The organism is Halolamina sp. CBA1230, assembly GCF_002025255.2.
GTDB lineage: Archaea > Halobacteriota > Halobacteria > Halobacteriales > Haloferacaceae > Halolamina.
The window spans coordinates 2,172,529-2,197,403 of sequence record NZ_CP054587.1 but is presented as its reverse complement, the minus strand read 5'-3'; the positions used below and the strand labels follow the sequence as shown (position 1 = coordinate 2,197,403).

Genomic DNA, 24,875 nt, shown 5'->3' with positions numbered 1-24,875 from the left:
GGTCAAAAAGCCTTGAGGCCGGCTTAGTACGTCGGCGACTCCTCGGGGACGCCCTCGCGCTGGTTCACGAGGCGTGCGGCGGTGAACAGGTAGTCCGAGAGGCGGTTGAGGTAGGAGATCGCCTCGGCGTTGACGTCCTCGTCGTCCTGCTCGCCGAGCGCGACCGCGCGGCGTTCCGCACGGCGGGTGACGGCGCGAGCCTGGTGGAGCCGTGCGCCGGCGTCGCCGCCGCCGGGGAGGATGAACGAGGTGAGCGGTTCGAGCTCCTCGTCGGCCTCGTCGATCCAGTCCTCCAGTTGCTCGACGTCGTCCTCGTCGATCTGGGGGTCGTCCTCACCGGTGTCGGGGTTGGCGAACTCCGCCTGCACGACGTGGAGGCAGTTCTGGACCTGTTTGAGCTGGTCGTCGACGTCGTCGTGGCCCGTCGGGCGCACGCGGCCGACGAGCGCGTTGGCCTCGTCGACGGTTCCGTAGGCTTCGATGCGGTGGCTGGTCTTCGAGACGCGTTCGGCGTTGCCGAGGTCCGTCTGGCCCTCGTCGCCGCGGCCGGTGTAGACCGTCACGCTAGGGTGCGCTTCACGTACTCGACGATGTTCGCGCTCTCGCCCATCGTGACGCCGTGGGCCTCGTCGATCAGGACGGGTACCGCGCGCTGGTTGCTCACGCGGGCGACCTCGTCGCGCTCGGAGTGGAGCGCGTCGACCCAGACCGTGTCGTACTCGACGTCGTGCTCCTCGAGGGCGTCGTGGGCTTTCTCACACCACGGGCAGCCGTCCAGTGCGTAGAGTGTGACGGACATGGGCCGTGGTTGGGTGGGACGGGGGAAGTAGCTTGTTACGGCGGTGTGGGGTGGAGTGGATCTGTTCAGTGAATCGACGACGTGAGTGGGTCGACCGTAACTGCGAACGCGATCCGGAGTTCCGGTGTTTCGACTGCGAACGGCAACAGCATCTCGAAGCATGACCACTTGTGACCGCAACCGCCACGCGCAGCCCTCACACCTCCCCAGCCGACTCACTCGCTCACATCCGTTCGCTCGTTCGTCCTCCGAGAGAGCAAGCTCTCTCGTGCCCTCGCTCGCGTTGCTCGCGAGGACCTCGCGCTCGGTTCGCGGACGGAGCCGCGAACGCCTCGCGCCGACAGCCACGGCGGTGCGGTGGCGGTGGACGCCTCGCGGGCGCGACGGTCGCGCCCGCGGGGGGAGGGGTGGGGACTCCATACCGTGCCGGGCCTCGTGCCCGGCACCTTGCGGTCACAAGTGGCCAACGAACGAGATGCTGTCGCCGTAGCGGTTGCTGTTCCAGTAACCCAGGATCGAGATGCTGTCGCCGGAGCGGTTGCTGTCCCAGTAGCCAACGATCAAGCTGCTGTCGCCGTCGCTGTCCAGCAGTCGCCCACGAACAACCGCAGAACACCATCCACAAACACCAACCAACAACTGAAGCGATATCTTCAACACGCCCACGACCGAACTCCACAGTCATGACCCTCGAAGCCGAACACGAGTGCCCGGAGTGTGGGGGAACACGGACGTTCTGGAAGACCGCGGCGATGAACCTCCACCTCGGGAAGAAGACGAAGTGGCAGTGCGAGGACTGCGACTACGGCTTCATCCAGATCGACGGGATCAGCACCCAGCAGACCGCCTGAACCGGATCGCTCGTTTCTCGCGCCGCTACTCCTCGCTCAGCGCCTGCCACGAGAGCCGCGGGTCCCGCGCGGCGCTCGTCTGATCGATCCGCTTCGCGGTCGTCCGACTCGGCGCCTCGTGGCGCTCCTCGTCGGTCGAGCCCAGCGCGGCGTCGAACGCCGCAGCCAGATCGTCGAGCGACTGCTTGCTCTCGATCTCGGTCGGCTCCGTCAGCATCGCCTCGGGCACCATCTCCGGCCAGTTCGTCGTCGGCGGGTGGACGCCGAAGTCGAGCATCCGCTTGGCCACGTCCGCGGCCTCGGCGTCGCCCGACGTGGCGGCGAACTCGTGGTGGAACGGCCCGTACGGCACGTCGAGGTCGATCCGCTCGGCGAGGTAGTTGGCGTTCAGCACCGCCTTCGCGCTGGCGTCGCGCAGCCCCGAGTCGCCCAGCCGGGCGATGTAGGCGTACGCCTTCACGAGCACGAGCCAGTTCCCCTGGAACCCGTGGACGCGCTCGATGGCGTCCTCGCTCCCGGTGAGTTCGTACCCCGACTCCGTCTCGGTGACGCGGGGGTTCGGAAGGAACGGTTCGAGCTCCTCGACGACGCCGACCGGGCCCGCACCCGGCCCGCCGCCGCCGTGGGGCGTCGCGAACGTCTTGTGGACGTTGTAGTGCATGATGTCGAACCCCATATCCCCGGGCCGTGCGCGGCCGAGCAGGGCGTTGAGGTTCGCGCCGTCGTAGTACAGCAGGCCGCCGGCGTCGTGGACGATATCCGCGATCTCCTCGATGTCGCGCTCGAACAGCCCCACCGTGTTGGGGTTGGTGAGCATCAGCGCCGCCGTGTCCTCCGAGACGGCGGCTTCGAGCGCCTCCATGTCGACGCGGCCGTCCTCGGCGGAGGGGAGTTCGACCACGTCGTACCCCGCCAGCGCGGCCGTCGCGAAGTTGGTGCCGTGCGCTGAGCTGGGGATCAGCACCTCGCTGCGGTCCTCACCGTTCGCGCGGTGGTAGGCGCGGGCGATGGCGATGCCGGTGAACTCCCCCGCCGCGCCCGCCGGCGGCTGGAGCGTCACGGCGTCCATCCCGCCGATGCGGCCGAGGTAGTCCTGCAGCCCCGCGAGCAGGCCGAGCGTTCCCTGGATCGACGAGTCCGGGCGGTCGGGGTGGATCGCCGCGTTGGGGTCGGCAGCCACGTCCTCCGTCACGGGTGGGTTGTACTTCATCGTACACGAGCCCAGCGGGTACGGCCCGGACTCGATGCTCCAGTTCATCTGGGAGAGCCGGGTGTAGTGCCGCGCGACCTCCGGCTCCGCCGGGTTCGGGAGCGTGAGTTCGTCCCGGGTCAGGTCGTCGGGGAGCGCGTCGCCGGGTTCGACCGTCTCGCTGCGCTTCTCGCTGAGGAGCGGTTCGTTCTCCTCGTCGCTGACCGCGTACGTCGCCTGGTCGTACGTGCGGCCGGCGTCGCGGTCGGTTCGGCCACCCGTGGCGCCGGGCCCCGTGTCGTGTCCGTTGCCGGCCGCGCCGTCGTCGCTCATGCTGCCACCTCCTCGAACGCCGCGACGAGGTCCTCGGCCGCGTGGGCGTTCGCGTCAGTGATGCAGACCTGCAGCCGGTGGTCGCCGATCACGTGGACCGCGAACCCCTCCGCCGCCAGATCGTCCGCGATCGCCTGCGCGGGCTGGTCGGTGCCGACGACGAACTCCCGGAAGTGGTGGCGGTCGTCAACGGGCGCGCGCAGGCCGGTGATGGGGTCGATCTCGTCGGCCAACTCACGGGCGAGCGTCACGCAGTCCTCCGCGAGGTCGACGAGGCCGTCGGCGCCGAGATATGCGGCGTGCATCGCCGCCCGCAGCGCGACCCAGGCCTGATTGGTGCAGATGTTCGAGGTGGCGCGCTCCTTCCGGATGTGCTGCTCGCGGGTCTGGAGCGTGAGCGTGTACGCCCGCGTCCCGTCGGCGTCCTCGCTGGCGCCGACGAGACGCCCCGGCACCTGCCGGAGGAACTCTTCGTCGCAGGCGAACATTCCCAGCCCCATCCCGTACGCCGCTGGAAGGCCGAGCACGCCCGCCTCGCCGACGACCACGTCGGCGCCGACGCTCGCCGGCTCCTCCAGGATCGACAGCGCGACGGGGTCGGAGCCGAGACAGAACAACGCTCCGTCCGCGTCGGCGATCTCGCCGATCTCCGCGAGGCTGGGCTCGATACAGCCCCGGACGGTCGGCGTCTCGGCGTAGACGAACAGCGTCTCCTCGCTCACGGCGTCCTCCAGGGCGTCGAGGTCGGCGGTCCCCTCCGCGAAGGGGTACTCCTCGATCCGCAGGTCCGCGCCGTCAACGTAGTTCGCGAGCACGGAGCGTTTCCCCTCGCGCAGGTCCTCGGGCACGAGCACGACCTCGCCGTCGGCGCTTCGGACGCGATCCGCGAGCAGGGCGGCCTCGCCCAGCGCGGTCGCGGCGTCGTACATCGAGCAGTTGGCGATCTCGAGGCCCGTCAGTTCGACCAGCATCGACTGGTACTCGAACAGCGCCTGCAGGAACCCCTGCGTGATCTCGGGCTGGTACTGGGTGTAGGAGGTCAGGAACTCCGAGCGCTTCGAGAGGCTGTCGACGACGCTCGGCACGTAGTGCGCGTAGTGGCCGCGGCCGAGGAACTCCGTCAGGTCGTCGTTCCGGGCGAGGAGGTCGCCGAGCTCCCGCCGGAGCGCCTGCTCGCTCCGGGGCTCGATCCCGAACTCGCCGTCGAACGCGACGGGGTCGGGGATGTCGAACAGGGCGGCCTCGTCGTCAGCGCCGACGGCGTCCAGCATCGCCGCCGTCTCGGTCTCGGTGTGGGGGGCGTACGGGCTTCCGCTCATGGTGTCCCTCCGTGGCGAGATGGGTCCGTTCCGTGCTGCGAACTGCCGTGGCTCATGCTCGAACGCGAGGTACTTCGGGGACAAAGACGTGCCGACTCCGGTGCGTTGCGGGGGGTGGCTGTGCAGGGTCGTGGGGGCGAAACGGCTCAGGAGCTGCTGCTCCCGCCCTCGAAGCTCGCGACGTTCACGAGGACGAACAGCGCCAGTAGCGCGGCGCCGCCGACGCCGAAGACGAGCGCGGTGGTGCGCTGCTGAGCGGGCGTCAGGTCGAAGCGGTCGGCGGCCCACGGCGTCGCGACGACGCCCGAGAGCAGCAGGCACAGGCCCGCGAGCCCGAGCCACGCGCCGCCGAGCGGCGACGACGCGAACGCGAGCGCGCCGTAGCCGAGCAGGACGACGCCGAGCGCGGCGACGACGACGGGCAGGAAACCGACCGACCGCTGGGGGGATTTACTCACGGTACTCATGCTTCCCTATCGACGGCTCAGGAGATAGCTATTGCGGGACTGGCTGTCGCACGGTCGGTCACGGCTCCCTGATCGCGAGGAGCCCGGAGTTCGTCCGGACGTACGCGGTGTCGCCGACGACGACCGGCGAACCGGGACGGCCGCCGACCCCTAACCGCCAGCGGCGCTCCCCGCTCTCCCGGGAGACGGCGGCCAGCTCCTCCCCCTGTCCGACGTACACCGTATCCGGGGCGACAGTCGGCGAGAGCACGGCACCAGCGTCGGTCTCGTAGCGCCACACGACGCTCCCGTCGACGGCGTCGAGCGCGTGCAGGCGGCCGGTGTCGGGGTCGGGCAGCCACTCACCGACGTACAGCGTGTCGTCGGCGTACGCGACCGGGCGGAGGGTCTTCCCGGTGAGCGCCCGATCCCACACGACGGTCCCCGAGTCGGCCGCCAGCGCGAACACGCGTTCGGCGCCCGTCCACTCGTCCGCCTCGTCGTCGTCTCCGCCACCAGCACCGCCGCCCGCCCCCGTGGCGGGGCGAAGCGCCGAGACGAACACGCGGCCGTTGCCGGCCACGGCCCGCCACTTCAGGGACCAGCCACCGGAGAGATCCAACTCCGTCGTCCAGTCCCGTTCGCCGCTCTCGGTGTCGACCGCGTACACCTCCCGACCCTGCTGGTAGCTATCGTTGACGTCGAACGTGATCGCCCGTCCGGCGGTGACGGTCGGCTTCGCCCAGTCAGTCCGCCACATCGGGCCGTCGGTGTCGACCACGTGCGGGCCGAGGGTCGCCGTCCACTCCACGTCGCCGGTCGCGGCGTCGACGGCGACGACGCCACGGTTCGAGGGGACGTACACCGTTTCCCCCTCGACGGTCGGCCCGCTCGGCGGAGTACCGCTGGAGGCAGTGATCCCCGCCTCGCGGACCCACACCTGCTCCCCCGTTTCGGTGTCCAGTGTGTGGAGGCGAACGACGTTCCCCTCGGCACGACTGAACACGAACAGCCGACCCGCACCGAGCGCCGGTGCAAACCGTGAGGGCGGGAGATCCCCGTTCGTCCAGCGTTCAGCCCCCTCGGCGGCCCCGATCGAGACGGTAGCGCCGCTAGTCCATTTCCCAGTGAGGTACAGCGCGTCGTCGACGACCGGCGGGAACGGAGAACTCAGCGCCTCCCACGTGATCTCGGCGCCGTCACGGGGACCCCGAGCGTCGACGTGGCGGGTGTGCTGGGCGTCGTGACCGACCTGTGGCCACGCCCCGTCCGTTGAGACTGGGTCGGTCGACGTCGTGGTCGTCTCATCCGGCGTGTCGGCCGGCATCGTGGTTGCCTCCACCGGCGTGTCGGTCGGTGACGCGGTCGCTGTCGGCGCGCTCGCCGACGTACAGCCGGCGACCGTTCCGGTCAGGAGGGCACCCGCCGTCGCGAGGACGGTTCGGCGGCGCATACGGTCCCGTCACTCGGTTATCGTATCAGTGTTGTCCCGACCCTCGAACCGGTGGTACCAAACGCAGCGGGACGTGCCTCATGAGCCACCACATGAGATTAAAGGGCTACGACACGTACCCCGCAGTATGAGCGCCGAGACGACCGTGAGCGACCGCGGGGCCGTGACCGTCCCATCCGAGATCCGTGAGCGCCTCGACATTCAGCCCGGCGACAAGATCCGCTGGGAGATCGACGACGAGGGGGGGGTGCAGATCACGGTCGTCAAGCAGCGATACGGTGCGTTCGACGACTTCGATCCGGTCGATATCGGCGAAACCGACGCCGTCGAGGAGCACGACGCTTACGGAGCGCGCTGATGGCGGTCGCCCTGGTGGACTCGACAGTCCTGATCGGTGCGACGAGCGCGCGTGACCAGCACCACGACGCCGCCAGCGAGATCGTCCACGCGTTCGACAACGACGACCTCCCGACGGGGTACGTCACGAACTACACGCTCACGGAGACGCTGAACTTCGTCCACGAACGGATGAATCACCGCACGGCGACCGGTCTCCTCGACCGCCTCGTCGAGAGTGCGGGGTTCGAACTCGTCCACGCGCCGCGGAGCGACTTCACGAGCGGGCGGTCACTGTTCCGCCAGCACGACGGACTCGCGTTCGGCGACGCGACGATGGCCGCGTACATGCGTCGCGAAGGGATCGAGTACCTCTACAGTTTCGACGACGACTTCGACGCCGTCTCGGAGCTGACTCGGCTCGACAGCGCGGAAAACCCGTTCTCGTAGCCGGTTCAGGCGATCTGCTCCTCGTACTCCTCGGCGTCCATCAGCTCCTCGAACTCCGACTCGTCGCTGGGCTCGATCTCGAGCAGCCAGCCGTCGCCGTAGGGATCCTCGTTGACCAGTTCGGGCTGGTCGTGGAGGGCCCCGTTCACGGCGACGACCTCGCCCGAGACGGGAGCGTAGAGGTCCGAGACGGCCTTGATCGACTCGACGACGCCGAACGCCTCGTCGTGGACGAGCTCGTCGCCCTCGTCGGGCAGTTCGACGAACACCACGTCGCCGAGTTCGTCCTGCGCGAAGTCGGAGATGCCGATCCGGATCGGCGCGTCGGTGGTCGCCCATTCGTGCGATGCGAGATACTTCCGGTCGTCGGGTACGTCGAAGCTCATTGGTCGATGAAGGGGGGTATGGTGACTTCCGCTCGCTTCTCCTCGCCGCGGATCACGACGTCGACGACGGTGCCGTCCTCGGCCAGATCGGTCGGGAGGTAGCCCAGCGCGATCGCCTCGCCCAGCGTGGGGCTCATCGTCCCGCTCGTGACCTCGCCGACCGTCTCGCCGTCGTGGGTGATCTCGTAACCGTGCCGGGCGACGCCGCGGTCCAGCATCGTGAGCCCGGTGAACGTCTCGTCGACCCCGGCCTCGTTCTGGGCCGCCAGCGCGTCGCGGCCCACGAACTCCGTGTCGAGGTCGACAGTGAAGCCGACGCCGGCCTCGTAGGGGGTCCGGGGGTTCTCCTCGGGGTGGAAATCCTGCCCCGAGAGGAGCAGGCCGGCCTCCATCCGGAGGGTGTCACGGGCGCCGAGCCCGCAGGGCTGGCAGTCGAACGCGCCCCAGACCGCCTCGGCGTCGTCGACCGAGCAGAGCACCTCGACGCCGTCCTCGCCGGTGTAGCCCGTCCGGGCCACCAGACAGTCCGCGCCGGCGATCCCGGCCTCGGTCGCAGTGAACCGCGAGAGATCGGCGATGTCGTCGCTCTCCTCGGACAGCGGCGCGCCGATCGAGTCGACCGCCTCGCCGGCGAGGTCGATCGCCTCGGGACCCTGCACCGCGAACATCGCCCAGTCCTCGGTCTCGTTGGTGACCGCCGCGTCGAGGTTGTGTTCGTCGCGGTAGTCGACCCAGCGTGCCTCCGCCTCCTCGTCGTGACCCGCGTTGGGGACGAACAGGTAGTCACCGTCGGGGAGTTTGTAGATCATCGTGTCGTCCTGGATGATCCCCGCCTCGTCGGTGATGCAGGTGTACTGGGCGTCGCCGCTGCCCATCGAGGACACGTCGTTGGTCGTGAGCCGTTGCATCAGGGTCTCGGCGTCGGGCCCCTCGACGCGTATCTCCCCCATGTGGGAGACGTCGAAGATCCCGGCGGCCTCGCGGACAGCGGTGTGTTCGGCCCGGATGGAGTCGAACTCCACGGGCATCTCCCACCCGCCGAAGTCGGTGAACCCCGCGCCGCGGTCCTCGTGGACCCCGTACAGCGGTGGTCGCCGTGTGGCCATAGGGGCAGTGTCGGTGGCGGGAAGTAATGTCTTGCCATCCCCAACGTCACAAAGGCTAACTACCGCACGGTCCAGCCGGGTCGTATGCCGTCGCTCGTCGAACTGTTCCAGCTCGGACAACTGCTCGTGCTGGCGGCGGCGCTGCCGTTCGCCGTCGTCGCCGCCCGCGGGTTCCGCGAGACGCCGTTCGGGCGGGTCGTTCGCCCGCTCGTGCCGATCACCGCCGCCTACCTCGCGATCGTCGCCACCAAGCTGGTGGCGCCCGCCGCGAGCACCGCCGCCAGCCGGCTGCTCGGCACCGTCGCCGTCGCCCTGATTGCGTGGGCCGCGTTTCAGGCGATCCTGCTGCTGAGCGGGCGGAGGGAGCTATGAGCAGCCACCTCCTGTTGACGGTCCAGACGGCCGTGCTGATCGGCATCTCGCTGGCGGTGCTCTACCCCGTGGTCGCCTACTCGCGGTCGGTGCTGCACACCGAGGCGATCGTGGCGCTCGCGCTGTCGACGTTCGCGTTCACCGTCGGCTCGGTTATCGAGCAGGCGCTCGGCCGCCCCGTCGTCGCGGAAGGGATCTACCTCCTCTCGGCCGTCGCGTTCGGCCTCGCCGTCTGGCTGTTCGCGCGAGAGTTCGTCCGCCCCGGCGAGACCGCGTTCGGCGTCGACGACGATCCCGAACCGGGTTCGATGCCCGGGTTCGCTGACGCGTCCGAGGAGCCGGCCGAGGGCGGGTTCGCCGACGCGTCGGAGGAGGCGGATGGCGAGTAGCGAGCAGGGCGCTCCAGCCGGGGCGCCGCTCGACCTCGCCCCTGCCGAGGCGGCGCTGACCCGGCTGTCGAACCGCGCGTCGCCGGTCGAGTACCTCCCGCGGGACGCCTACGGGAACCTGCTCGTCGTCACCGTCGACGGCCCGAAGCGTGTCGAGGAGGCAGTCAGGGCGGGCGGCGGCGACCCCGAGAACGTCGGTGTCGTCCCGGTGTCGGCGTCACCCCTGCGCTACGACGGCCCCTGCTGGACCGCCGAGCGAGTGTCGCCGTCGGACCTGACGGGGATCAGCATCCAGTACGCCCGCGGCGAGCGCTACCTACGGGAGGGGTCGGGCTGGGTCGTCGCCGACGGGCTCGGGACGTTGCTGATGTACAACGAGGAGGAGCGGCTCTATCGGCTGTTCTCACACCTCATCAGCCGTGCCCGCGAGCGACGGCTCCGGCACGTCACCGGTGTCGTGCCGGACGTGCTCGCCTCGGAGACGCTCGCGCGCTTCCGTGAACTCCACGACCGGTCGGTCGGCTTCGAGTGACCGCGGAACCGCGTCCACGGCGGGGCTCCCGGCCCGTTCCAAGAGGTTTATACCGCTCACCCGGGAATCTGCAGGCATGGCGAAAGAGCAGAAGCAGGTGCGTGAACTGCAGGAGGGGAGCTACGTGATGATGGAGGAGTCCCCCTGCGAGATCAACGCCTACAGCACCGCCAAGCCCGGCAAACACGGCAGCGCGAAGGCCCGGATCGAGGGGGAGGGCGTGTTCGACGATAAGAAGCGCAGCCTCTCCCAGCCGGTCGACGCGAAGATCTGGGTCCCCATCGTCGAGCGCAAGGGCGGCCAGGTCGTCTCCGTCGACGGCAACGACGCGCAGGTGATGGACCTCGACACCTACGAGACGTTCACGATGCGCATCCCCGACGACGAGGACCTCAGTCCCGACGACGAGATCGAGTACCTCGAGTACGAGGGCCAGCGGAAGATCGTGTGATGGGGTTCCCCGGCGCCGTCGCCGAGCGCGAGCACGCCGACTACGCGGTCGTCGGCGCCCCGCTCGACGTCTCGACGACGTTCCAGCCGGGAGCCCGGTTCGGCCCGGAACAGATTCGGCGGTTCGCCCGAACGTTCGACGACTACGACCGCCGCACCGACCAGCGCTTCTCCGACTGCGGCGTCCACGACGCCGGCGACGTGCGGGCGTGGGACGACGCGGTCGAGTACCTCGAGTTCCTCGGCGGTAGCCTCGCCGATCTCGTTCGTGACGGCGTCACGCCGCTCCTGCTCGGCGGCGAGCACACCGTCACCGCCGCGGGCGTCCGCGCGACCGACCCCGACACGCTGGTCGTGCTCGACGCCCACCTCGACCTCCGGGAGGCGTACGACGGCAACCCCTGGAGCCACGCGGCCGTCACGCGACGCGCGCTCGACGGCGACCCCGAGGACGAACCGCTCTCGACCGTCTCGGGGACCGCCGACCGCGCGGTGATCCTCGGCGCGCGGACAGGCTCCGAAGCCGAGTGGGAACGCGCCGACCGCGACGACGTGACGGTCGTTCCGCCCGAGGCGGTGGGCGACTGGACGCCCGACTTCGGCGACGAGTCGGTCTACCTCTCCGTGGATATCGACGGCGCCGATCCCTCGGTCGCCCCCGGCACCGGGACGATGGAGCCGTTCGGCCTCTCAGCCCGGGAGATGCGGGAAGCGGTCCGGCAGGTCGCGCCACACGCCGTCGGCTTCGACGCCGTCGAGGTGAACGACCGCGACGACGGACAGGCCGCTGCGCTGGCGGGCAAACTGCTCAAGGAGTTCGTGTTCTCGCACGCAGAGGGCTGAGTTCGCGTCGAGGCCGGCCGGCGGCGGTGTTCAGGCTGAAACGGACTGCCTGCGCTCGGCGCGACGGTTCTCGGACCGGCCTGCTCACTGATCGAACCGGCTTTTTTCCCACCTCCACCAGATTTATCATTGCCTGCCATCTTCCAAAAGTGTGTCAATCACTCTCCCCCGTCCATCGGACCTTTCGTCGGAAACACGAACCGCAGCCCTCGGCGGTGCGCTCGGATACCTCTTGGTCTTGCTGGGCTCGTGGTATTGGGCCTACGGTTCGGTCGCGGAACTGGGGGCACTCCTGCTCTCAGTACAGGTCGGCCCGTGGCTCTGGTGGGCAATTCTCGGCGGAGCGTTGGTCGGCGCAGTGCTGGCGATCTCGTTCGTCCGATATGATCTGCTGTCCCCGCTCGTTGTCGTCGCAGCCGTATACGCTGTGATGACGTACTTCATGTGGCAAGCGATGCAAGCACGAGGAGTGCTGTTACCCGGGAAACCGTACGACCTGTACCTCATTGGCTGGCCCCCCCTCCTCGGTGCGGCTGTCGCGGTTGGCTACCTCGAACACCGCGTCCGTTCGAGTCGTTCCCCTGACGAACCCTCATGACGACGTAACTGTCTCGACAGCACTGATGGAGTCGTTCGGCTTCACCGTCGAGGTGAACGACCGCGACGACGGGTAGGCCGCCGCGCTGGCGGGGGAAACTCCTGAAGTAGTTCGTGTTCGCCCACGCTGACGGGTGAGCTAGCTGCCCAGAGCTAGCTTCTCGACCACGCTGATCGCCGCGTAGAGCACCACACAGGCGGGCCAGAGGAGGAGGTACCAGCCGAACGGCGTTGGATCCACAGGAGTCAGCCCGGAGGCGACGACTCGGTACGTCCCGAAGGCGGAACCGACGAAGAGGAACACCGAGAGTGCGAGCGGCACACGGGAGCGGTACTTCGAGTAAAGTACCGCCGGCACGAACCCCAGTACGAACAGCCCACACAGGGAATAGAACACGTACAGCGGTTCGGTATCGGCCTGAGCAAGGAGACTCGCGAACCCGAAGAACGAGGACAGGGCGGTCGACAACAGGGCGTGACCCACACCGACTGCGAGGCTCGACGCGAGGGGTCGTGCGTGGACGTACTCACGGAGGGTAATCGGGGACACGCGTCTCACGTGTCGTGTCCAAGAGAAATCCTTTCTGGGGGCAGGAAGTGGCTGCGGTAGATCGCACAGGGGAACCGTTCCGGACGCGACCCCGACCACTAAGTCCTCCGCCCACCGCCCTCCACCCGAATGCGTGTCACCCTCCTCGGCACCGGCGACACCACCGGCACCCCGACGGTCGGCTGTGACTGTGCCACCTGCGAGCGGGCCCGGGAACGCGGCGTCGAGCGCTCGCGGTTCTCGGTCCACGTCGAGAACGAGCGCACCGGCGACTGTCTGCTGATCGACGCCTCGCCCGACTTCCGCCACCAGTTCGCCGAAACGGGCGCGGACCTGCCCGACGAGGCGGTCATCACCCACATCCACTTCGATCACCTCGACGGGTTGGGGAACTTCTACCGCCTGGTCGACGACCTGCCGGTCCACGCCGCCAGCGAGGTCGACCCCTTTACCGGCGAGAGCGTGGCTGACTCCGTTCGCGAGCGGTACGACTACCTCGACGTGGTGGAAGTCCACGGGCAGGAGCCCCTCTCCACCTTCTCCGCCTGCGGGTTCGACCTCACGCTCGTCCCGGTCGACCACCCGCCGATGGCGTGTTACGGGCTGGTCGTCGAGGACCCCGAGACCGGCGCGAAGCTCTCGCTCTCGGGCGACACGAGCTACGACATCCCCGAGGCGTCCCGCGACGCGCTCCGCGATCCGGACCTGCTGCTCGCCGACGCGATCGTCCCGGCGTCGCTGGCGCCGAAACACCCCATGGGCGGGTCGGACTTCGTGGACGACGTGCCGATGACGTTCGGCACGAAGCACATGACCCGCGAGGGGGCGATCAGGCTGGGCGAGGACCTGAACGCCGACGAGACACGGCTCGTCCACCTCGCCCACTTCTACCCGCCCGAGGAGGCGTTCGAGGAACCGCTGGCGGTCGACGGCGAGGTGTACGAGCTCTGAGCCGGCTCGGGTGTCGCCGTGCCCGCTCGTGTCACTACGGCTATTTCTCCTCGCGGGCCCTCTACTGCGTATGGAGCCCAGAACCGTCCTCAGACTCGAAGGTGTCGCCGTCTTCCTCGCGGCCACGGCAGCGTACTTCGCGGTCGACGGACCGCTGTGGCTGTTCCTCGTCCTCGCGCTGGCGCCCGACCTCTCGATACTCGGGTATCTCGCCGGCGTTCGTCTCGGAAGTCGCGTCTACAACGCGTTCCACACCTACGTCGGCCCGATCGCGCTCGGGACCGCCGGGGTCGTGCTGGGCGTCCCGCCGGCGTCGTGGGTCGCGCTCGTCTGGGCAGCCCACATCGGCGCCGACCGCGCCGTCGGCTACGGGCTGAAGTACCCGATCGGGTTCAAACACACCCACCTCTCGACCGACGTTCCGGTCGCCGACACCGCCGAGGTGCTCGACGCGAAACCCGTCGACGGCCGCTAGAACCGGTCCAGCCCGCTCTGCCGGCGCGCGACGCCCGCGGGGTCCCGCACCCACGGGCTCCACTCGTCCCGCAGTTCCTCGGGATCCACCTCCGGTTCCTCGCCCGGTTCGTACCCCGGACAGCCCGCCCCGCAGTCCATCGACGGCGCGACCGGCCGCTCGTGGAACGCGCAGTACGGAACGCCCGCATCCGTCGCCGAACACTGCGTACACCCCGGGAACGCGTCGGGTCGCCAGCCCTTCCCCCACGCCCGCTCGGCGATCCGTCGTCGCTGACGAGCTTTCGCGTCGGCGCTCACGAGGGTCACGTCAGTCCGCAGCGCCTCCTCGGCGCGCAGTTCGACCCCCGGCTCGTCGACGGACAGCGTCGATGCCTCCCGCACGACCTCGCGCTCCCCGGTACCGGGGTCGAACCGCCAGACGCCGACCGGGTCGGGGATGCGGTTCAGATGCGCGCCGGTGACGTAGCTCTCGGTCGCGAGCCAGATCTCGTCGAACAGCGCGAGTTCGACGTCGAAGCGGAGCTGGAAGTCCAGGTCGCCCGGCCGGCCGAGGTCGGGCTTGTTCTCGATCCCCACTAGTCGGTCGACCCAGTCGGGGTACCGTGTGGTCTGCCGGACGTACGTGCGGCCGCCGCGGCGCGAACGCTCGACGAAGCCGAGTTCGGCGGCGCGTTCCGCGACCGACTCCGCGCGTTCCGGGCCGCAGTTCAGCGCCTCCGTGACGGGTACCGCCTCGCCGACGCCGACGTCGCCCTCGACTGCGAGTGGCGGGATCGTCTCGCCCGTGATAGCGGCGCGGTCGGTGACCTCGGGGGTCGGCACGACGCCGACGATATCCATCACGCGAGCGCCGGGGTTGTCGACGGCGGCGCCGAGCTGGCGGGCGAGGAGCCAGTCGGTCTCGGCTTCGAGGTGGGCCGACAGCGCGAGTTCGAACGCGACCTCCACGGGCGGGGGTGGGCGGGGAGCGGACAAAAGGCCGTCTGTCCGGGCGGTCGGCGCTACGGTTCGAACGGGTCGACCGCGGTGTTCAGACGCGTGACGTCGTCGAAATCGTCGAAGTCGTCGTCGAAGGAGTAGATGTACTCGACGTCGTTCGAGCGCATGAACTGGGCGATGGTGGTGTCGACGAACTCGGCGCCGTTCGCGCCGGCGGATCGCTCCCAGACACCGAGCGACGCCCGGAACTGGGCTTTCGGGAGCCACTCGATGTGGAACCGTGGGCTCTGCTCGAACCGTCGAAGCGTGTCGCACGCTCGCTCGAACCCGTGTGACTGTTGCACCGGATGTAGCACTTCGGGAAGTGCATACGAGAGGACGAGTCCGTCCGGGAGCTCTCCCCTGTCGATGCCGTCGACTATCTCGAACCCTCGGCGATGCTCCTGGTCGTCCTCGAACAGCGCCGCGATGATGACGTTCGAGTCCAGTAGAACCTGCCCGCTCATCGCTCCCACGCCGATTCCGCGACCTCGTCCGCCGACCGATCGTCCCCCCGCGTCATCGGCTCGAACTCCTCGAACACCCGCTCTCGCTGGTGGATCACTTCGACGGAGAGCCGTCCGTCTTCGTCAGCCGTCCATCTGATCTTGTCGCCCTCCTCGACGTCGAGCGCGTCCCTGATCGCTGCCGGGATCGTCACGCCGCCGCTGGCGTTCACCGTCGTCTCGCCGGCTTCCTCGACTGCCATACGCCGGGGTTGTGCCTACACAGTGTTAAATTGAGTCCCCAATTTATGGAGTTCCCGCCACGTCCGCACAGTCCAGCGCGGTCCACTCGTCCCCGATCCGCACGACACCCCGAGGAGGGGAGAACAGCACCTTTATCAGTCGCTCGGGGCGAATTTAGAGTAGAATTCCTCTCAGGAGGTCATATGGTGACGGAGAATCCAACACAACCGGAGGTGAACATCGGACTGGTCGGCCACGTCGACCACGGGAAAACGACGCTCGTGCAGGCGCTGAGCGGTTCGTGGACCGACAAGCACAGCGAGGAGATGAAACGCGGGATCTCGATCCGACTGGGGTACGCCGACGCGACGCTGCGTCGGTGTCCCGAGGAAGACGAGCCCGAGTGCTACACGGTCGACGAGCACTGCGACGAGCACGACGTGGACACCGAGATCGTCCGCGACGTGTCGTTCGTCGACGCGCCGGGTCACGAGACCCTGATGGCGACGATGCTCGCCGGCGCGGCGATCATGGACGGCGCGGTGCTCGTGGTCAGCGCGACCGAGGACGTGCCCCAGGCCCAGACCGAGGAGCACCTCATGGCGCTGGACATCATCGGCATCGAGAACGTCGTCATCGCCCAGAACAAGGTCGACCTCGTCGATCAGGATCGGGCGAGGGAGAACTACCGCCAGATCCAGGAGTTCGTCGAGGGCACCGTCGCCGAGGACGCGCCGGTCGTCCCGATCAGCGCCCAGCAGGAGGTCAACATCGACCTGCTGATCGACGCGATCGAGCGCGAGATCCCGACGCCCGAGCGCGACCCGACTGCGGACTCCCGGATGTACGTGGCACGGAGCTTCGACATCAACAAGCCGGGGACGACCGCGGACTCGCTGCTCGGCGGCGTCGTCGGCGGCTCGCTCGCGAAGGGTACCCTGAGCGAGGACGACGAGATCGAGCTCCGCCCCGGCCGCGAGGTCGAGGAGGGCGGCGAGAGCGAGTGGCGCCCGATGACGACCACCGTTCGCTCGATCCAGGCCGGCGGCAACCCCGTCGAGGAGGCGACACCGGGCGGCCTGCTCGGCGTCGGCACCGGGCTGGACCCCTCCTACACGAAGGGTGACGCGCTCGCGGGGCAGGTCGCCGGCGAACCCGGCACGCTCCCCCCGACGATCGAGGGGTTCGAGATGGACGTGGAGCTGCTCGACCGCGTCGTCGGCGAAGGAGAGGACGTCGAAGAGATCTCGACGGGCGAGCCGCTGATGCTCACCGTCGGCACCGCCACCACGGTGGGCGCCGTCACCAGCGCCCGCGGCGGCGAGTGTGAGGTGTCGCTCAAGCGCCCCGTCTGCGCCGAACCCGGGGCGAAGATCGCGATCAACCGCCGCGTGGGCGCGCGCTGGCGGCTCATCGGCATCGGCACGCTGAAGGAATGAGCACGACGGCGGTGCTGGACACCAACGCCCTGATGATGCCGGTCGAACTCGACGTGCGCGTGTTCGACGAACTCGACCGGCTGCTCGGGGCGTACGACGCCGTGACGCCCCGAGCGGTGATCGCGGAGCTGGAGAAGCTCCGTGACGACAACGGCGAGGAAGGCACCGCCGCCGCAGTCGGCCGCGATCTGGCCGAACGCTGTACCGTGATCGAAACCGAGGAATCGTACGCCGACGACGCCGTCGTCGCGGCCGCAGTCGCGGCCGAGGGCGAGGTGTACGCGGTGACCAACGACCGCCCACTCCGAGACCGCCTGCTCGACGCGGGCGTCGACGTAATCGGTTTAAGGGGGCGGAACACACTGGCGATAACTGAAACCTAGCATGTACAAACGGGTACGACTCAAGGACACGGTCGAGGTGCCGCCGCGGAACCTGGCCGACGTGACGGAGGAGCGGGTGCGGGCCCTGCTCCAGGACAAGCTCGAAGGACGGATGGACGAGGACGTGGGCAGCGTCGTGAGCGTCGTCGAGGTCCACGACATCGGCGACGGCGCGGTGCTCCCCAACCGACCGGGCGTCTACTACGAGGCGGAGTTCGACGCCATCACCTACGACCCGGACATGCAGGAGGTCGTCGACGGGACGGTCGTCGAAGTCGTGGAGTTCGGCGCGTTCGTCGGGATCGGCCCGATCGACGGGCTGCTCCACGTCTCCCAGATCTCCAACGAGTATCTGGCGTACGACGGCGAGAACCAGCAGCTCGCCTCCTCGGACTCGGATCGAACGCTCGGCGTCGACGACGCCGTGCGCGTCCGGATCGTCACCAAGAGCATCGACGAACGCAACCCCCGGGACTCCAAGATCGGCCTGACGGCCAAGCAGCCGGGGCTCGGCAAGCACGAGTGGCTCGCCGAGGAGTACGAACAACGACAGGAGGAGGAAGCGTAGATGGCAGATCCGCGACTGGCGTGTCGGGAGTGTCACTACGTCAACGACCCCGACAGCCAGAGCTGTGACTACTGTGGCTCCTCCAGCCTCACCGAGGACTGGGCGGGGTACGTGATCATCAACCACCCCGAGGAGAGCGAGGTGGCCGACGAGATGGAAGTCACCGAGCCGGGGAGCTACGCGCTGAAGGTCCGGTAAGGTGCTCACGCTGCCGCCGGAGCTTCGGGAGGAGTTCAAGGAGCCGTTCGGCCCGCTGTTCACCGACGTGGAGACGCTGCTCGCCGAAGCCGAGCCGCCGATAATCGCGGTGGGCGACATGGTCACCTACCACCTCCGGGAGGCGGGCCACGAGCCACACGTCTCGGTCGTCGACGGGCTGACCGAACGCGCCGCCATCCCCGACGAGGTCCGCGAGGGACTCGAGAACGCGGGCGAGCGACGGATCGACGTGGTGAACGAGCCCGCGGAGCTCTCCCGCGACCTGTTGCTCGCGCTGCGGGAGGCCGTCGACGCCGAGGCGGACACGCTCCTGGTCGTCGAGGGCGAGGAGGATCTCGCGACGCTGCCGGCGGTGCTGGCGGCGCCGCTTGGCGGAAGCGTCGTCTACGGCCAGCCCGGCGAGGGGATGGTGCTGATCCCCGTGACGGAGGACGCGCGGGCGGAGATGCGCGACCTGCTCGTGCGGTTCGACGGCGACGCGGACGCCGCGCTTGCTGCGTTGGGTGTGTAGGTTCCAGGTTTTCGGACGGTTTGGCTCTGTTGAAATCCTTGGGGAGTTACATATCCAGTCGATAGTGTGAGTGGATGCAGACCCTCCCAAAGTCGCAGTTACTCCGATTTGTCGAGCAAGCATTTCACCTCGCCCAGCGAGCAGTCTCACGATATTCCTCAAAATACTCGAAACAACGCTACACGCTCCATCAGCACATCGTCTTGCTCTGTCTCAAAGTGCGGAAGGACACGACCTATCGAACACTCCTTGACGAACTCATCGAAATGCCTCGTATTCGGAACGCGATCAACCTCACTGAACTTCCGGACCCGTCAACGCTGTGCAAAGCGTTCGATAGACTTGATATGGCTGTCTGGCGCGTGCTGCTCAACCTCTCAGCTACCCTTCTTCCGACGAATGGTGTCGTCGGTATCGATGCTTCAGGCTTCGACCGTAGTCACGCCTCGAAACACTACACAAAGCGAGCGAAGCTAACAATTCAGCAGTTGAAGGTCACACTGTTGGTTGATACGGAAGCGAATGCGATTCTGGACCTACACGTGACAACGACCAGAAAGCACGATTCTCAGATCGCGCCATCGCTCATCAAACGAAATTCCGACGGCGTGGAGATTCTCCTTGGAGACAAGGGATACGACGATCAGAAGGTTCGGGCATTAGCCCGTGATAAGAAGATACGCCCGCTGATCAAACACCGCGAGTTCTCGTCGATCCACAAAGCGTGGAATGCACGATTAGATGCAGATCTGTACGGACAGCGAAGTCAGAACGAGACCGTAAATTCACGTCTCAAACGCAAGTACGGTACGTTCATCCGTTCTCGACACTGGTGGAAGCAATTCCGCGAACTTGTTATCGGCTGTCTCACTCATAACCTTGACCAGACACTTTGATGTTGTAGATTGCGTACCTCCCGTGAAATCTGGTGAAGAAGATTCTGATCAGGACGCCTTCGTTAGTTTTCTATTGGAGAAGACAGTAGCCATCTCACTGGTTAACACTACGAGTGCAATTAGCGATCCTATGAGGAGAGTGAGAAGTGGACCGAAGAACGCTCCCCTGCCTCCGTAGGTGAGAAATCCCGGAGAAGTAAGGATTGTTCGAAGGTTCAACAGGAACGTCAGTATCGTAATCACACTGAGGCCCCCAAGGATGTACGTCTCGATATTCCGATCACTTGATGTGATATAGTAGAGCGTGATAAGAGCGAGAAGGGATGGAACAATCCAAATACCGACACCAAAGAGCAGTCCAACTGGTGAATTATTGAGACTGGAAAGAAGAACTGGAGGGATTGCAAAAAACGCTATAACGAGACTCAAGCAGGCTGCTGAGAGTCCCAGCTCTGCCAGTCGCGTTCGAGACATCTCTTTCACGTTCATAGCACTCCTTCTTCTGCTGAGTCAATAAGAATACTGGTCATTTTTCAGGACTAACTAATGGCTGTTTCAGCGATAAAATATCGAGATAATAGGATTTCAACAGAGCCGACGGTTTGTCTTTGCGTGAGTAGTCTGCGGAGTTGGTAACGACTGCGACGGGGGCGCTGGCTGCGACAGCAACAGCATCTCGAGGCTAGACCACTTGTGACCGCACCGCCCCGCACAGCCCACACGCCTCCCCAGCCGACTCTCTCGCTCACGTCCGTTCGCTCGTTCGTCCCTCACGCCTGCTCGCGGACGGAGCCGCGAGCGTTTCGTGCCACCGCCGCCGCGGTTGCGGTCGCGGTGGTAGCGTCGCCGCCAACGCGCGAGCGAGTGAAACGAGCGAGCGCCGGCGGCGACGGGGAGGGACGGGGACTGTACGCTGTGTCGGGCCTCGTGCCCGGCACCCTGCCGTCGCAAGTGTGCTACAAACGAGGTGCTGTTGCTGTCGCGGTTGCTGTTCCAGTTGCCAGCGATTGAGACGTCGCGGTTGCTGTTCCAAGTACCAACTACTGAACCGACCATCAGTAATCGTCACCAGAATCGTTTTCTCCCGCCCCACCGGCCACCAACGTATGGCCATCGGCGACGTTCAGGCGGTCGCGGACGCGACCGACGTCTACTACGTCGACACCGGGATGTACGACACCGCCGAGTACGGGTCCGTCTACGTCATCGACGGCGAGCGCACCGCCGTCGTGGACTCCGGCACCGGCGGCGACTACGAGCAGATCGTCGGCGCGCTCGACGAACTCGGGGTCGACAGCCTCGACGCGGTAGTGCTCACGCACGTCCACCTCGACCACGCCGGCGGCGCGGGGCGACTGCTGGAGGACTTCTCGGACGCGCAGGTGTACGTCCACGAGCGCGGCGCGCGGCACCTGATCGACCCCGACCGACTCGTCGCCGGGACGAAAGAGGCCGTCGGCGACCAGTGGCAGTACTACGCCGAACCGGTGCCGGTGCCGGAGGAGCGACTGACCCGCCTCGCGGACGGCGACGCGGTGGATCTGGGCGATCGGACGCTCACGGCCCACGAGGCGCCGGGACACGCCCCCCACCAGCACGTGTTCCACGACGCCGACGCGGGGATCGTCTACACCGGCGACGCCGCGGGGATCTACGTCCCCGAGGTGGACACGATCCGGGAGACCACCCCGCCGCCGCAGTTCGACCTGGATCAGGCCCGCCGGGACGCGTCGACGATCGCGGAGCTGGAGCCGGAGATCCTGGCGTTCGCGCACTTCGGCCCGCGGGCGTACGACGCGGAGATGTTGCAGGGGTACAAGCGCACGCTGATGGAGTGGGTCGAAGCTGTGAGGCGGAAGCGGGCGGCGTTGGAGGACGACGAGGCGGTGATCGAGCACTTCGTCGATCATGCGGACGAGATGGCGGGTGCCGAGGTGTGGGGCGAAGAGAAGGCCGAGGCGGAGGCGCGGCTGAACACGCGGGGGGTGTTGGCGTACTTGGAGCAGAAGAAGTAAGATTGGGGAGGGGTGGGCGGACTCCCACGGTACCGGCTATGTCGGTGATTCCGCGCTCGCGTGAATCGTCACCGTTCCGGAGAGCGAGTCGACGTCGCCGGCGCCCGACGCGGTCGTGTCGACTTCGACGCCGATCTTCATGTGTGCGCCCGTACCGAGGCCGATTTTTGCGTTCGACGGGCTATCGAGACTGTTCGAGTCGGGGTCGAACCGATAGAACGTCACACCGGGGATGTCGTGTTCGAACCAAACGTTCACAGCCTGCGTGCCATGGTTTTCCAGCTTGAACACGTTCGCAAACTCGGTGACTGCATCTTGGTTCACACCTCCCCCGCCGACGTCCGTCTCGTCGAAGTCGAGCACCAACTGTCCGTCTTCGTACGAGGAGAACACTTGGTTTGGTCTCCCGCCGACGTGTTGTTTCAGGGTGAGGAACGCACTACTGTCGTCGGCGACGCTTACTGAAACTGTTCGGTCCGCGCTTACACTCGTGAATGCGCCCGTGCCGATGCCCGCTGCGCCAGCAGCGGTAAGCGATCCCAGCCCGGCGATGAACTTTCGTCGATCCATTGTATTTCGTACCTCGTTGGTTCCGAGCAATCCCGTGATTGCTATACAATAGCATACAACTAAGGGTAGGTAGTATTGAGTCGGCTGATAGAGTTCAGCCCGTTCCTGTGGTTCGCTTGCTGGGGAGATGCTATCACTAACACAGTACCTGCTGCTGTGCCCCGGTTCCGTTCACTCCTCAGGTCAGGCCTGAGAAAATACGTCGACGATGGAGTAGAAAACGAGGGTTGTCTATTTTCCCTGAATTTCGGGACCTGGACGACGATCTGACTACCTCGCCGCGTCGTACAAGCTACTCAGTTTAGTGTCAGATAGCGCTCGGCCGTACAGCCGCACGTCGTCTACGTCGCCTTCGAGGTTCTTCGAACGGTAGTGTTGCATCATCCCGAAGTAGGTCTCACCGTTCCGGACGGGAACGTCGCGGAAAACCCACGGCGGAGTCAAACCGCCGTCGCGGACCGTTTCCGCGCCTACCGGTGGGGGTCAAATAGCCGTAGTCAGATCATTCAGTCGGGAACCCGTAGGTATCCCCGTCACACTGCAGATCGCGGTAGTACACGTCTGCCGTGGTACCGCTCGTTCCGCCGCGACCCGCTGCGACGGTGATGAGCTCGGCGTCGTCCCCGAACTCGTCGGAAAGATCGGTTCCATCGGCGCTCCCGAGGCTCGGGTACCCCTCGGCAGTGAACTCTCGCCAGTTGTAGTTCGGGTTGTCCTCCGGGTCCGGGTTACCGGCGATCTCTTTGTGGACGTTCCGGCTAAGCCACGTTTCGTCCGAAGGCGGTGAGTTCAGGTGCTTGTTGTCATTTGAGGTGTGGAAGACCACATGTCGGGTACCGTCGGACTCGGCGATGAGCAGGTACACCTCGTCGGGCGCGGCACCCGAGTTGTCGACGCCCTCGTAATACTCGTAGACGAGGTCCGTCGTTCCGTCAGTCAGTTCTCCCAGCGTCGGCGGGTCATCGGGATTCAGTTGGACTGCCGAGGTAGCGAAGTCGGTCGTCTCACTTCCCGCGGACGTGACGTGTGCGACGTCCCCGGAGTCGGCCGGGTCCGAAGCGGACTCGACGCCCATCTCCGTGACTCCGTCCCCGTCGATGTCCAGCGTGTTGGCACCGGGCTTGACGAATCCGGCGCCGTAGACCGGACTGCCGCTGCCAACCGGACCGTCCAGCCACGTCGCGAGGTTGAGGACGGGATCGATGCCGTCCGCGATCACGATGTCGTCTCCCTCAGCACTGTTCGGTCCGTTCGCCGAACCCCACCAGTTACCGGCTGCATCGACACCGAGGTCGTCGTGATCGTGGCTGCCGCCCTTCCCGATCCTGAGACCGGTACCGTTGTCGTAGATATCGGTCGATTCGATGGTGATCTCCGTCTCGCCAGGCTTCGGATCGATCGAATCGCTCCCGATCTTCTCGATGTCGATTCCGGTACCGTTGTCGTAGACTTCGCTATCCTGTAGGACGTTGTTGCCGCCCTGCGTGAACTCGATACCGTTCGTCCCGCTTCCGTACACGGTGACGTCGGTCAGCGTGTGGTCGTCGCCGTGGATGTCGACGCCGTCGCCGCCACAGTTCTCGACAGTGAGGCCGTCGATCGTGAATCCGTCACTCCGGAAGGCCAGCATGCCTCCGTCGCCGTTGTCTACGAACTCGACATTACGGAACGTTGCATTCCGACACCACCCGTTACCGGATCCGACGCCACCGTTAGTGCCTAGCTCGCCGTGATTCTTACAGACGACGTTCTCGATAGTGTAGTCCTCCGCGTGCGCCGCGTAGATACCCGCCCGGTTGTCATCGTCGTTAACACCATCGATGGTAAGGTTACGAAGAGTCACACCCGACACTTCGTAGTGACCGCGTTGGCTCCGCCACCAACTCTCGTTAGTGAGGGAAGGATCGCCGCCTGCCTCTTCAGGTACAACGGGGTTGATAGTGACTGCCTCCTTTCCTCTCGCGTTGACACTCTCGAAGCTGGTGGGTCGGATGATGACGCCGTCTCGACTTTCACCTTCGATGGTGAGATCATCCTTGCCGATTCGGAGCTGTTCGTCGTAGACGCCGTCTTCGACGTAGATGGTTGTCCCGTCTACCTCGTTGATCGCGGTCTGGATAGAACTGTATTCCCCGTCGTCCGGGTTCTCGCTCACGACTGCGGCGTCCTCCCCGGACGGGTCGGTCGGGCTGGAGCTGTTCGGCACGCCGACGCTCGCGCTCAGCGTCGCCGTCAGGTTCTCCGTCCCGGTCGAACTGAGTGTGGACGTGTCGATGTGGACGCCCACCTCCACCGTCTCGCCGACCGGAAGTGTGACGACCTCGTTTGTCCCGTCGTTCAGTTCACGGTCCGAATTACTGTCGGGGTAGAACCAAATGTCGTCGTCGTCCAGACTCCCGCCGCTGAAGTTCGCCCAGACGTAGACGGGCTGGGTGCCTTGGTTCGTGATGCGGAACACGTCGTCGAACTCGTAGGTGGAGTCGAGTCCGAGGCCGTCACCACCGGCACTGCTTTCGGAGAAGTCCAGTTCGATTTGGTCACTGTTTATCGATGCGAACTCGCCGTTGGCGGTGCCACTGGTGTCCATCGCGAGGAACGCGCTGGCGTCCCCGGCGACGGATACACTGACTGTTCGGTCGGCGGAGGCACTCGTGAACGCCCCCGTTCCGACTGCTCCGGCGGCGCTGAGCGCTCCGATCCCTGCGATGAATTTGCGTCGGTCCATTGTCCGCTTGGTCCATTCCACCATAGGGTGGTAGTATTGAGTTCACTGAGAGA

Annotated in this window: 34 protein-coding genes; 18 read left to right on the top strand and 16 right to left on the bottom strand. The window is 66.5% G+C overall.

Going from position 1 to position 24,875, the window contains the following annotated elements; genetic code table 11:
* Nucleotides 1–23: 23 nt before the first annotated feature.
* The 3 genes from B4589_RS11630 to B4589_RS11620 all read right to left on the bottom strand — a co-directional run bounded on the left by B4589_RS11630 (nt 24) and on the right by B4589_RS11620 (nt 1,465).
* Complete coding sequence (locus tag B4589_RS11630; RefSeq protein ID WP_079234429.1) at nt 24–563, bottom strand: cob(I)yrinic acid a,c-diamide adenosyltransferase; 540 nt, start codon at nt 561–563, stop codon at nt 24–26.
* A complete protein-coding gene (locus B4589_RS11625; RefSeq protein WP_079234428.1) occupies nt 560–799 on the bottom strand; it encodes a glutathione S-transferase N-terminal domain-containing protein in 240 nt (79 codons plus the stop codon). Before B4589_RS11625 ends, B4589_RS11630 begins: the two co-directional genes overlap by 4 nt.
* Nucleotides 800–1,252: 453 nt before the next feature.
* A complete protein-coding gene (locus tag B4589_RS11620; RefSeq protein WP_079234427.1) occupies nt 1,253–1,465 on the bottom strand; it encodes a hypothetical protein in 213 nt (70 codons plus the stop codon).
* Nucleotides 1,466–1,482: 17 nt separating this feature from the next.
* Between B4589_RS11620 and B4589_RS11615 the strand changes: the two genes are divergently transcribed.
* Nucleotides 1,483–1,650, top strand: coding sequence for a hypothetical protein (locus B4589_RS11615; RefSeq protein ID WP_176330524.1), 168 nt, complete (start codon nt 1,483–1,485; stop codon nt 1,648–1,650).
* Nucleotides 1,651–1,675: 25 nt separating this feature from the next.
* Here B4589_RS11615 and gcvPB read toward each other — a convergent pair whose 3' ends face one another.
* The 4 genes from gcvPB to B4589_RS11595 form a co-directional block, all read right to left on the bottom strand.
* On the bottom strand, nt 1,676–3,172 hold the full coding sequence (gcvPB, locus tag B4589_RS11610; protein ID WP_079234426.1) for an aminomethyl-transferring glycine dehydrogenase subunit GcvPB: 1,497 nt from the start codon (nt 3,170–3,172) through the stop codon (nt 1,676–1,678).
* Entirely contained in the window at nt 3,169–4,491 is a 1,323-nt protein-coding gene (gcvPA, locus tag B4589_RS11605) for an aminomethyl-transferring glycine dehydrogenase subunit GcvPA (protein ID WP_079234425.1), read from the bottom strand. Before gcvPA ends, gcvPB begins: the two co-directional genes overlap by 4 nt.
* A gap of 146 nt (nt 4,492–4,637) precedes the next feature.
* Entirely contained in the window at nt 4,638–4,958 is a 321-nt protein-coding gene (locus B4589_RS11600; RefSeq protein WP_143414330.1) for a hypothetical protein, read from the bottom strand.
* Nucleotides 4,959–5,016: 58 nt separating this feature from the next.
* A complete protein-coding gene (locus tag B4589_RS11595; RefSeq protein WP_255246081.1) occupies nt 5,017–6,390 on the bottom strand; it encodes a PQQ-binding-like beta-propeller repeat protein in 1,374 nt (457 codons plus the stop codon).
* A 127-nt stretch (nt 6,391–6,517) separates the two neighbouring features.
* On the opposite strand from B4589_RS11595, the gene B4589_RS11590 reads away from it, so the two are divergent.
* Both B4589_RS11590 and B4589_RS11585 read left to right on the top strand, forming a co-directional pair.
* Nucleotides 6,518–6,748: an AbrB/MazE/SpoVT family DNA-binding domain-containing protein gene (locus B4589_RS11590; protein ID WP_079234424.1), complete on the top strand. Its 231-nt coding sequence runs from the start codon at nt 6,518–6,520 to the stop codon at nt 6,746–6,748.
* Nucleotides 6,748–7,176 (top strand): type II toxin-antitoxin system VapC family toxin, encoded by a 429-nt coding sequence (locus B4589_RS11585; RefSeq protein WP_079234423.1) that lies wholly within the window; start codon nt 6,748–6,750, stop codon nt 7,174–7,176. Before B4589_RS11590 ends, B4589_RS11585 begins: the two co-directional genes overlap by 1 nt.
* 5 nt (nt 7,177–7,181) lie before the next feature.
* On the opposite strand, the gene gcvH is transcribed toward B4589_RS11585, so the two are convergent.
* Both gcvH and gcvT read right to left on the bottom strand, forming a co-directional pair.
* The gene (gcvH, locus tag B4589_RS11580) at nt 7,182–7,562 is read right to left on the bottom strand and encodes a glycine cleavage system protein GcvH (protein WP_079234422.1); all 381 of its coding nucleotides are present in this window, start codon (nt 7,560–7,562) and stop codon (nt 7,182–7,184) included.
* Entirely contained in the window at nt 7,559–8,668 is a 1,110-nt protein-coding gene (gene gcvT, locus B4589_RS11575; RefSeq protein ID WP_079234421.1) for a glycine cleavage system aminomethyltransferase GcvT, read from the bottom strand. The genes gcvH and gcvT overlap by 4 nt, the downstream gene beginning before the upstream one ends.
* A gap of 84 nt (nt 8,669–8,752) precedes the next feature.
* Between gcvT and B4589_RS11570 the strand changes: the two genes are divergently transcribed.
* The 6 genes from B4589_RS11570 (at nt 8,753) to B4589_RS11545 (ending at nt 11,852) form a co-directional block, all read left to right on the top strand.
* Entirely contained in the window at nt 8,753–9,040 is a 288-nt protein-coding gene (locus B4589_RS11570; RefSeq protein ID WP_079234420.1) for a hypothetical protein, read from the top strand.
* Nucleotides 9,037–9,429, top strand: a complete 393-nt coding sequence (locus tag B4589_RS11565) for a hypothetical protein (protein ID WP_079234419.1) — start codon at nt 9,037–9,039, stop codon at nt 9,427–9,429. The genes B4589_RS11570 and B4589_RS11565 overlap by 4 nt, the downstream gene beginning before the upstream one ends.
* The gene (locus B4589_RS11560; protein WP_079234418.1) at nt 9,419–9,961 is read left to right on the top strand and encodes a hypothetical protein; all 543 of its coding nucleotides are present in this window, start codon (nt 9,419–9,421) and stop codon (nt 9,959–9,961) included. Before B4589_RS11565 ends, B4589_RS11560 begins: the two co-directional genes overlap by 11 nt.
* Before the next feature lie 76 nt (nt 9,962–10,037).
* Complete coding sequence (locus B4589_RS11555) at nt 10,038–10,412, top strand: translation initiation factor IF-5A (RefSeq protein WP_079234417.1); 375 nt, start codon at nt 10,038–10,040, stop codon at nt 10,410–10,412.
* Nucleotides 10,412–11,254, top strand: coding sequence for an arginase family protein (locus B4589_RS11550; protein WP_079234416.1), 843 nt, complete (start codon nt 10,412–10,414; stop codon nt 11,252–11,254). The genes B4589_RS11555 and B4589_RS11550 overlap by 1 nt, the downstream gene beginning before the upstream one ends.
* Nucleotides 11,255–11,405: 151 nt before the next feature.
* Nucleotides 11,406–11,852, top strand: a complete 447-nt coding sequence (locus B4589_RS11545) for a hypothetical protein (RefSeq protein ID WP_079234415.1) — start codon at nt 11,406–11,408, stop codon at nt 11,850–11,852.
* A 138-nt stretch (nt 11,853–11,990) separates the two neighbouring features.
* On the opposite strand, the gene B4589_RS18215 is transcribed toward B4589_RS11545, so the two are convergent.
* Nucleotides 11,991–12,401 carry a hypothetical protein gene (locus tag B4589_RS18215; protein ID WP_255246080.1) on the bottom strand — a complete coding sequence of 137 codons (411 nt, stop codon included), beginning with the start codon at nt 12,399–12,401 and terminating at the stop codon, nt 11,991–11,993.
* 129 nt (nt 12,402–12,530) lie between these two features.
* On the opposite strand from B4589_RS18215, the gene B4589_RS11535 reads away from it, so the two are divergent.
* Both B4589_RS11535 and B4589_RS11530 read left to right on the top strand, forming a co-directional pair.
* Nucleotides 12,531–13,352 carry an MBL fold metallo-hydrolase gene (locus tag B4589_RS11535; protein WP_079234414.1) on the top strand — a complete coding sequence of 274 codons (822 nt, stop codon included), beginning with the start codon at nt 12,531–12,533 and terminating at the stop codon, nt 13,350–13,352.
* Nucleotides 13,353–13,422: 70 nt separating this feature from the next.
* Nucleotides 13,423–13,827, top strand: coding sequence for a DUF4260 domain-containing protein (locus B4589_RS11530; protein ID WP_079234413.1), 405 nt, complete (start codon nt 13,423–13,425; stop codon nt 13,825–13,827).
* Here the strand turns inward: B4589_RS11530 and B4589_RS11525 are convergent.
* The 3 genes from B4589_RS11525 to B4589_RS11515 are packed head-to-tail and all read right to left on the bottom strand — an operon-like array spanning nt 13,824 to nt 15,516.
* Nucleotides 13,824–14,777, bottom strand: coding sequence for a DUF5787 family protein (locus tag B4589_RS11525; protein WP_079234412.1), 954 nt, complete (start codon nt 14,775–14,777; stop codon nt 13,824–13,826). The two genes, B4589_RS11530 and B4589_RS11525, sit on opposite strands and share 4 nt — an antisense overlap.
* A 53-nt stretch (nt 14,778–14,830) precedes the next feature.
* Nucleotides 14,831–15,274: a PIN domain-containing protein gene (locus B4589_RS11520; protein ID WP_079234411.1), complete on the bottom strand. Its 444-nt coding sequence runs from the start codon at nt 15,272–15,274 to the stop codon at nt 14,831–14,833.
* Nucleotides 15,271–15,516 carry an AbrB/MazE/SpoVT family DNA-binding domain-containing protein gene (locus B4589_RS11515; protein ID WP_079234410.1) on the bottom strand — a complete coding sequence of 82 codons (246 nt, stop codon included), beginning with the start codon at nt 15,514–15,516 and terminating at the stop codon, nt 15,271–15,273. Before B4589_RS11515 ends, B4589_RS11520 begins: the two co-directional genes overlap by 4 nt.
* A gap of 183 nt (nt 15,517–15,699) precedes the next feature.
* Here B4589_RS11515 and B4589_RS11510 point away from each other — a divergent pair, with 183 nt between their 5' ends.
* The 6 genes from B4589_RS11510 to B4589_RS11485 all read left to right on the top strand — a co-directional run bounded on the left by B4589_RS11510 (nt 15,700) and on the right by B4589_RS11485 (nt 19,512).
* Nucleotides 15,700–16,935, top strand: coding sequence for a translation initiation factor IF-2 subunit gamma (locus B4589_RS11510; RefSeq protein WP_079234409.1), 1,236 nt, complete (start codon nt 15,700–15,702; stop codon nt 16,933–16,935).
* On the top strand, nt 16,932–17,318 hold the full coding sequence (locus tag B4589_RS11505) for a twitching motility protein PilT (RefSeq protein WP_079234408.1): 387 nt from the start codon (nt 16,932–16,934) through the stop codon (nt 17,316–17,318). Before B4589_RS11510 ends, B4589_RS11505 begins: the two co-directional genes overlap by 4 nt.
* Nucleotide 17,319: 1 nt before the next feature.
* Nucleotides 17,320–17,886: a DNA-directed RNA polymerase gene (locus tag B4589_RS11500; protein ID WP_079234407.1), complete on the top strand. Its 567-nt coding sequence runs from the start codon at nt 17,320–17,322 to the stop codon at nt 17,884–17,886.
* Nucleotides 17,887–18,084: a transcription elongation factor subunit Spt4 gene (gene spt4, locus B4589_RS11495; protein WP_079234406.1), complete on the top strand. Its 198-nt coding sequence runs from the start codon at nt 17,887–17,889 to the stop codon at nt 18,082–18,084.
* Between the two features lies 1 nt (nt 18,085).
* Entirely contained in the window at nt 18,086–18,616 is a 531-nt protein-coding gene (locus B4589_RS11490; protein ID WP_079234405.1) for a GTP-dependent dephospho-CoA kinase family protein, read from the top strand.
* A 74-nt stretch (nt 18,617–18,690) separates the two neighbouring features.
* Nucleotides 18,691–19,512, top strand: coding sequence for an IS5 family transposase (locus B4589_RS11485; RefSeq protein WP_079234404.1), 822 nt, complete (start codon nt 18,691–18,693; stop codon nt 19,510–19,512).
* A 48-nt stretch (nt 19,513–19,560) separates the two neighbouring features.
* On the opposite strand, the gene B4589_RS11480 is transcribed toward B4589_RS11485, so the two are convergent.
* Nucleotides 19,561–20,001: a hypothetical protein gene (locus B4589_RS11480; RefSeq protein ID WP_143414329.1), complete on the bottom strand. Its 441-nt coding sequence runs from the start codon at nt 19,999–20,001 to the stop codon at nt 19,561–19,563.
* A 617-nt stretch (nt 20,002–20,618) separates the two neighbouring features.
* On the opposite strand from B4589_RS11480, the gene B4589_RS11475 reads away from it, so the two are divergent.
* A complete protein-coding gene (locus B4589_RS11475; RefSeq protein WP_079234403.1) occupies nt 20,619–21,527 on the top strand; it encodes an MBL fold metallo-hydrolase in 909 nt (302 codons plus the stop codon).
* Nucleotides 21,528–21,563: 36 nt separating this feature from the next.
* Here B4589_RS11475 and B4589_RS11470 read toward each other — a convergent pair whose 3' ends face one another.
* Together B4589_RS11470 and B4589_RS11465 are read right to left on the bottom strand one after the other, a co-directional pair.
* Entirely contained in the window at nt 21,564–22,097 is a 534-nt protein-coding gene (locus B4589_RS11470; RefSeq protein WP_079234402.1) for a DUF1102 domain-containing protein, read from the bottom strand.
* 502 nt (nt 22,098–22,599) lie between these two features.
* Nucleotides 22,600–24,822, bottom strand: a complete 2,223-nt coding sequence (locus tag B4589_RS11465) for a right-handed parallel beta-helix repeat-containing protein (protein ID WP_158081175.1) — start codon at nt 24,820–24,822, stop codon at nt 22,600–22,602.
* Between the last annotated feature and the right edge of the window lie 53 nt (nt 24,823–24,875).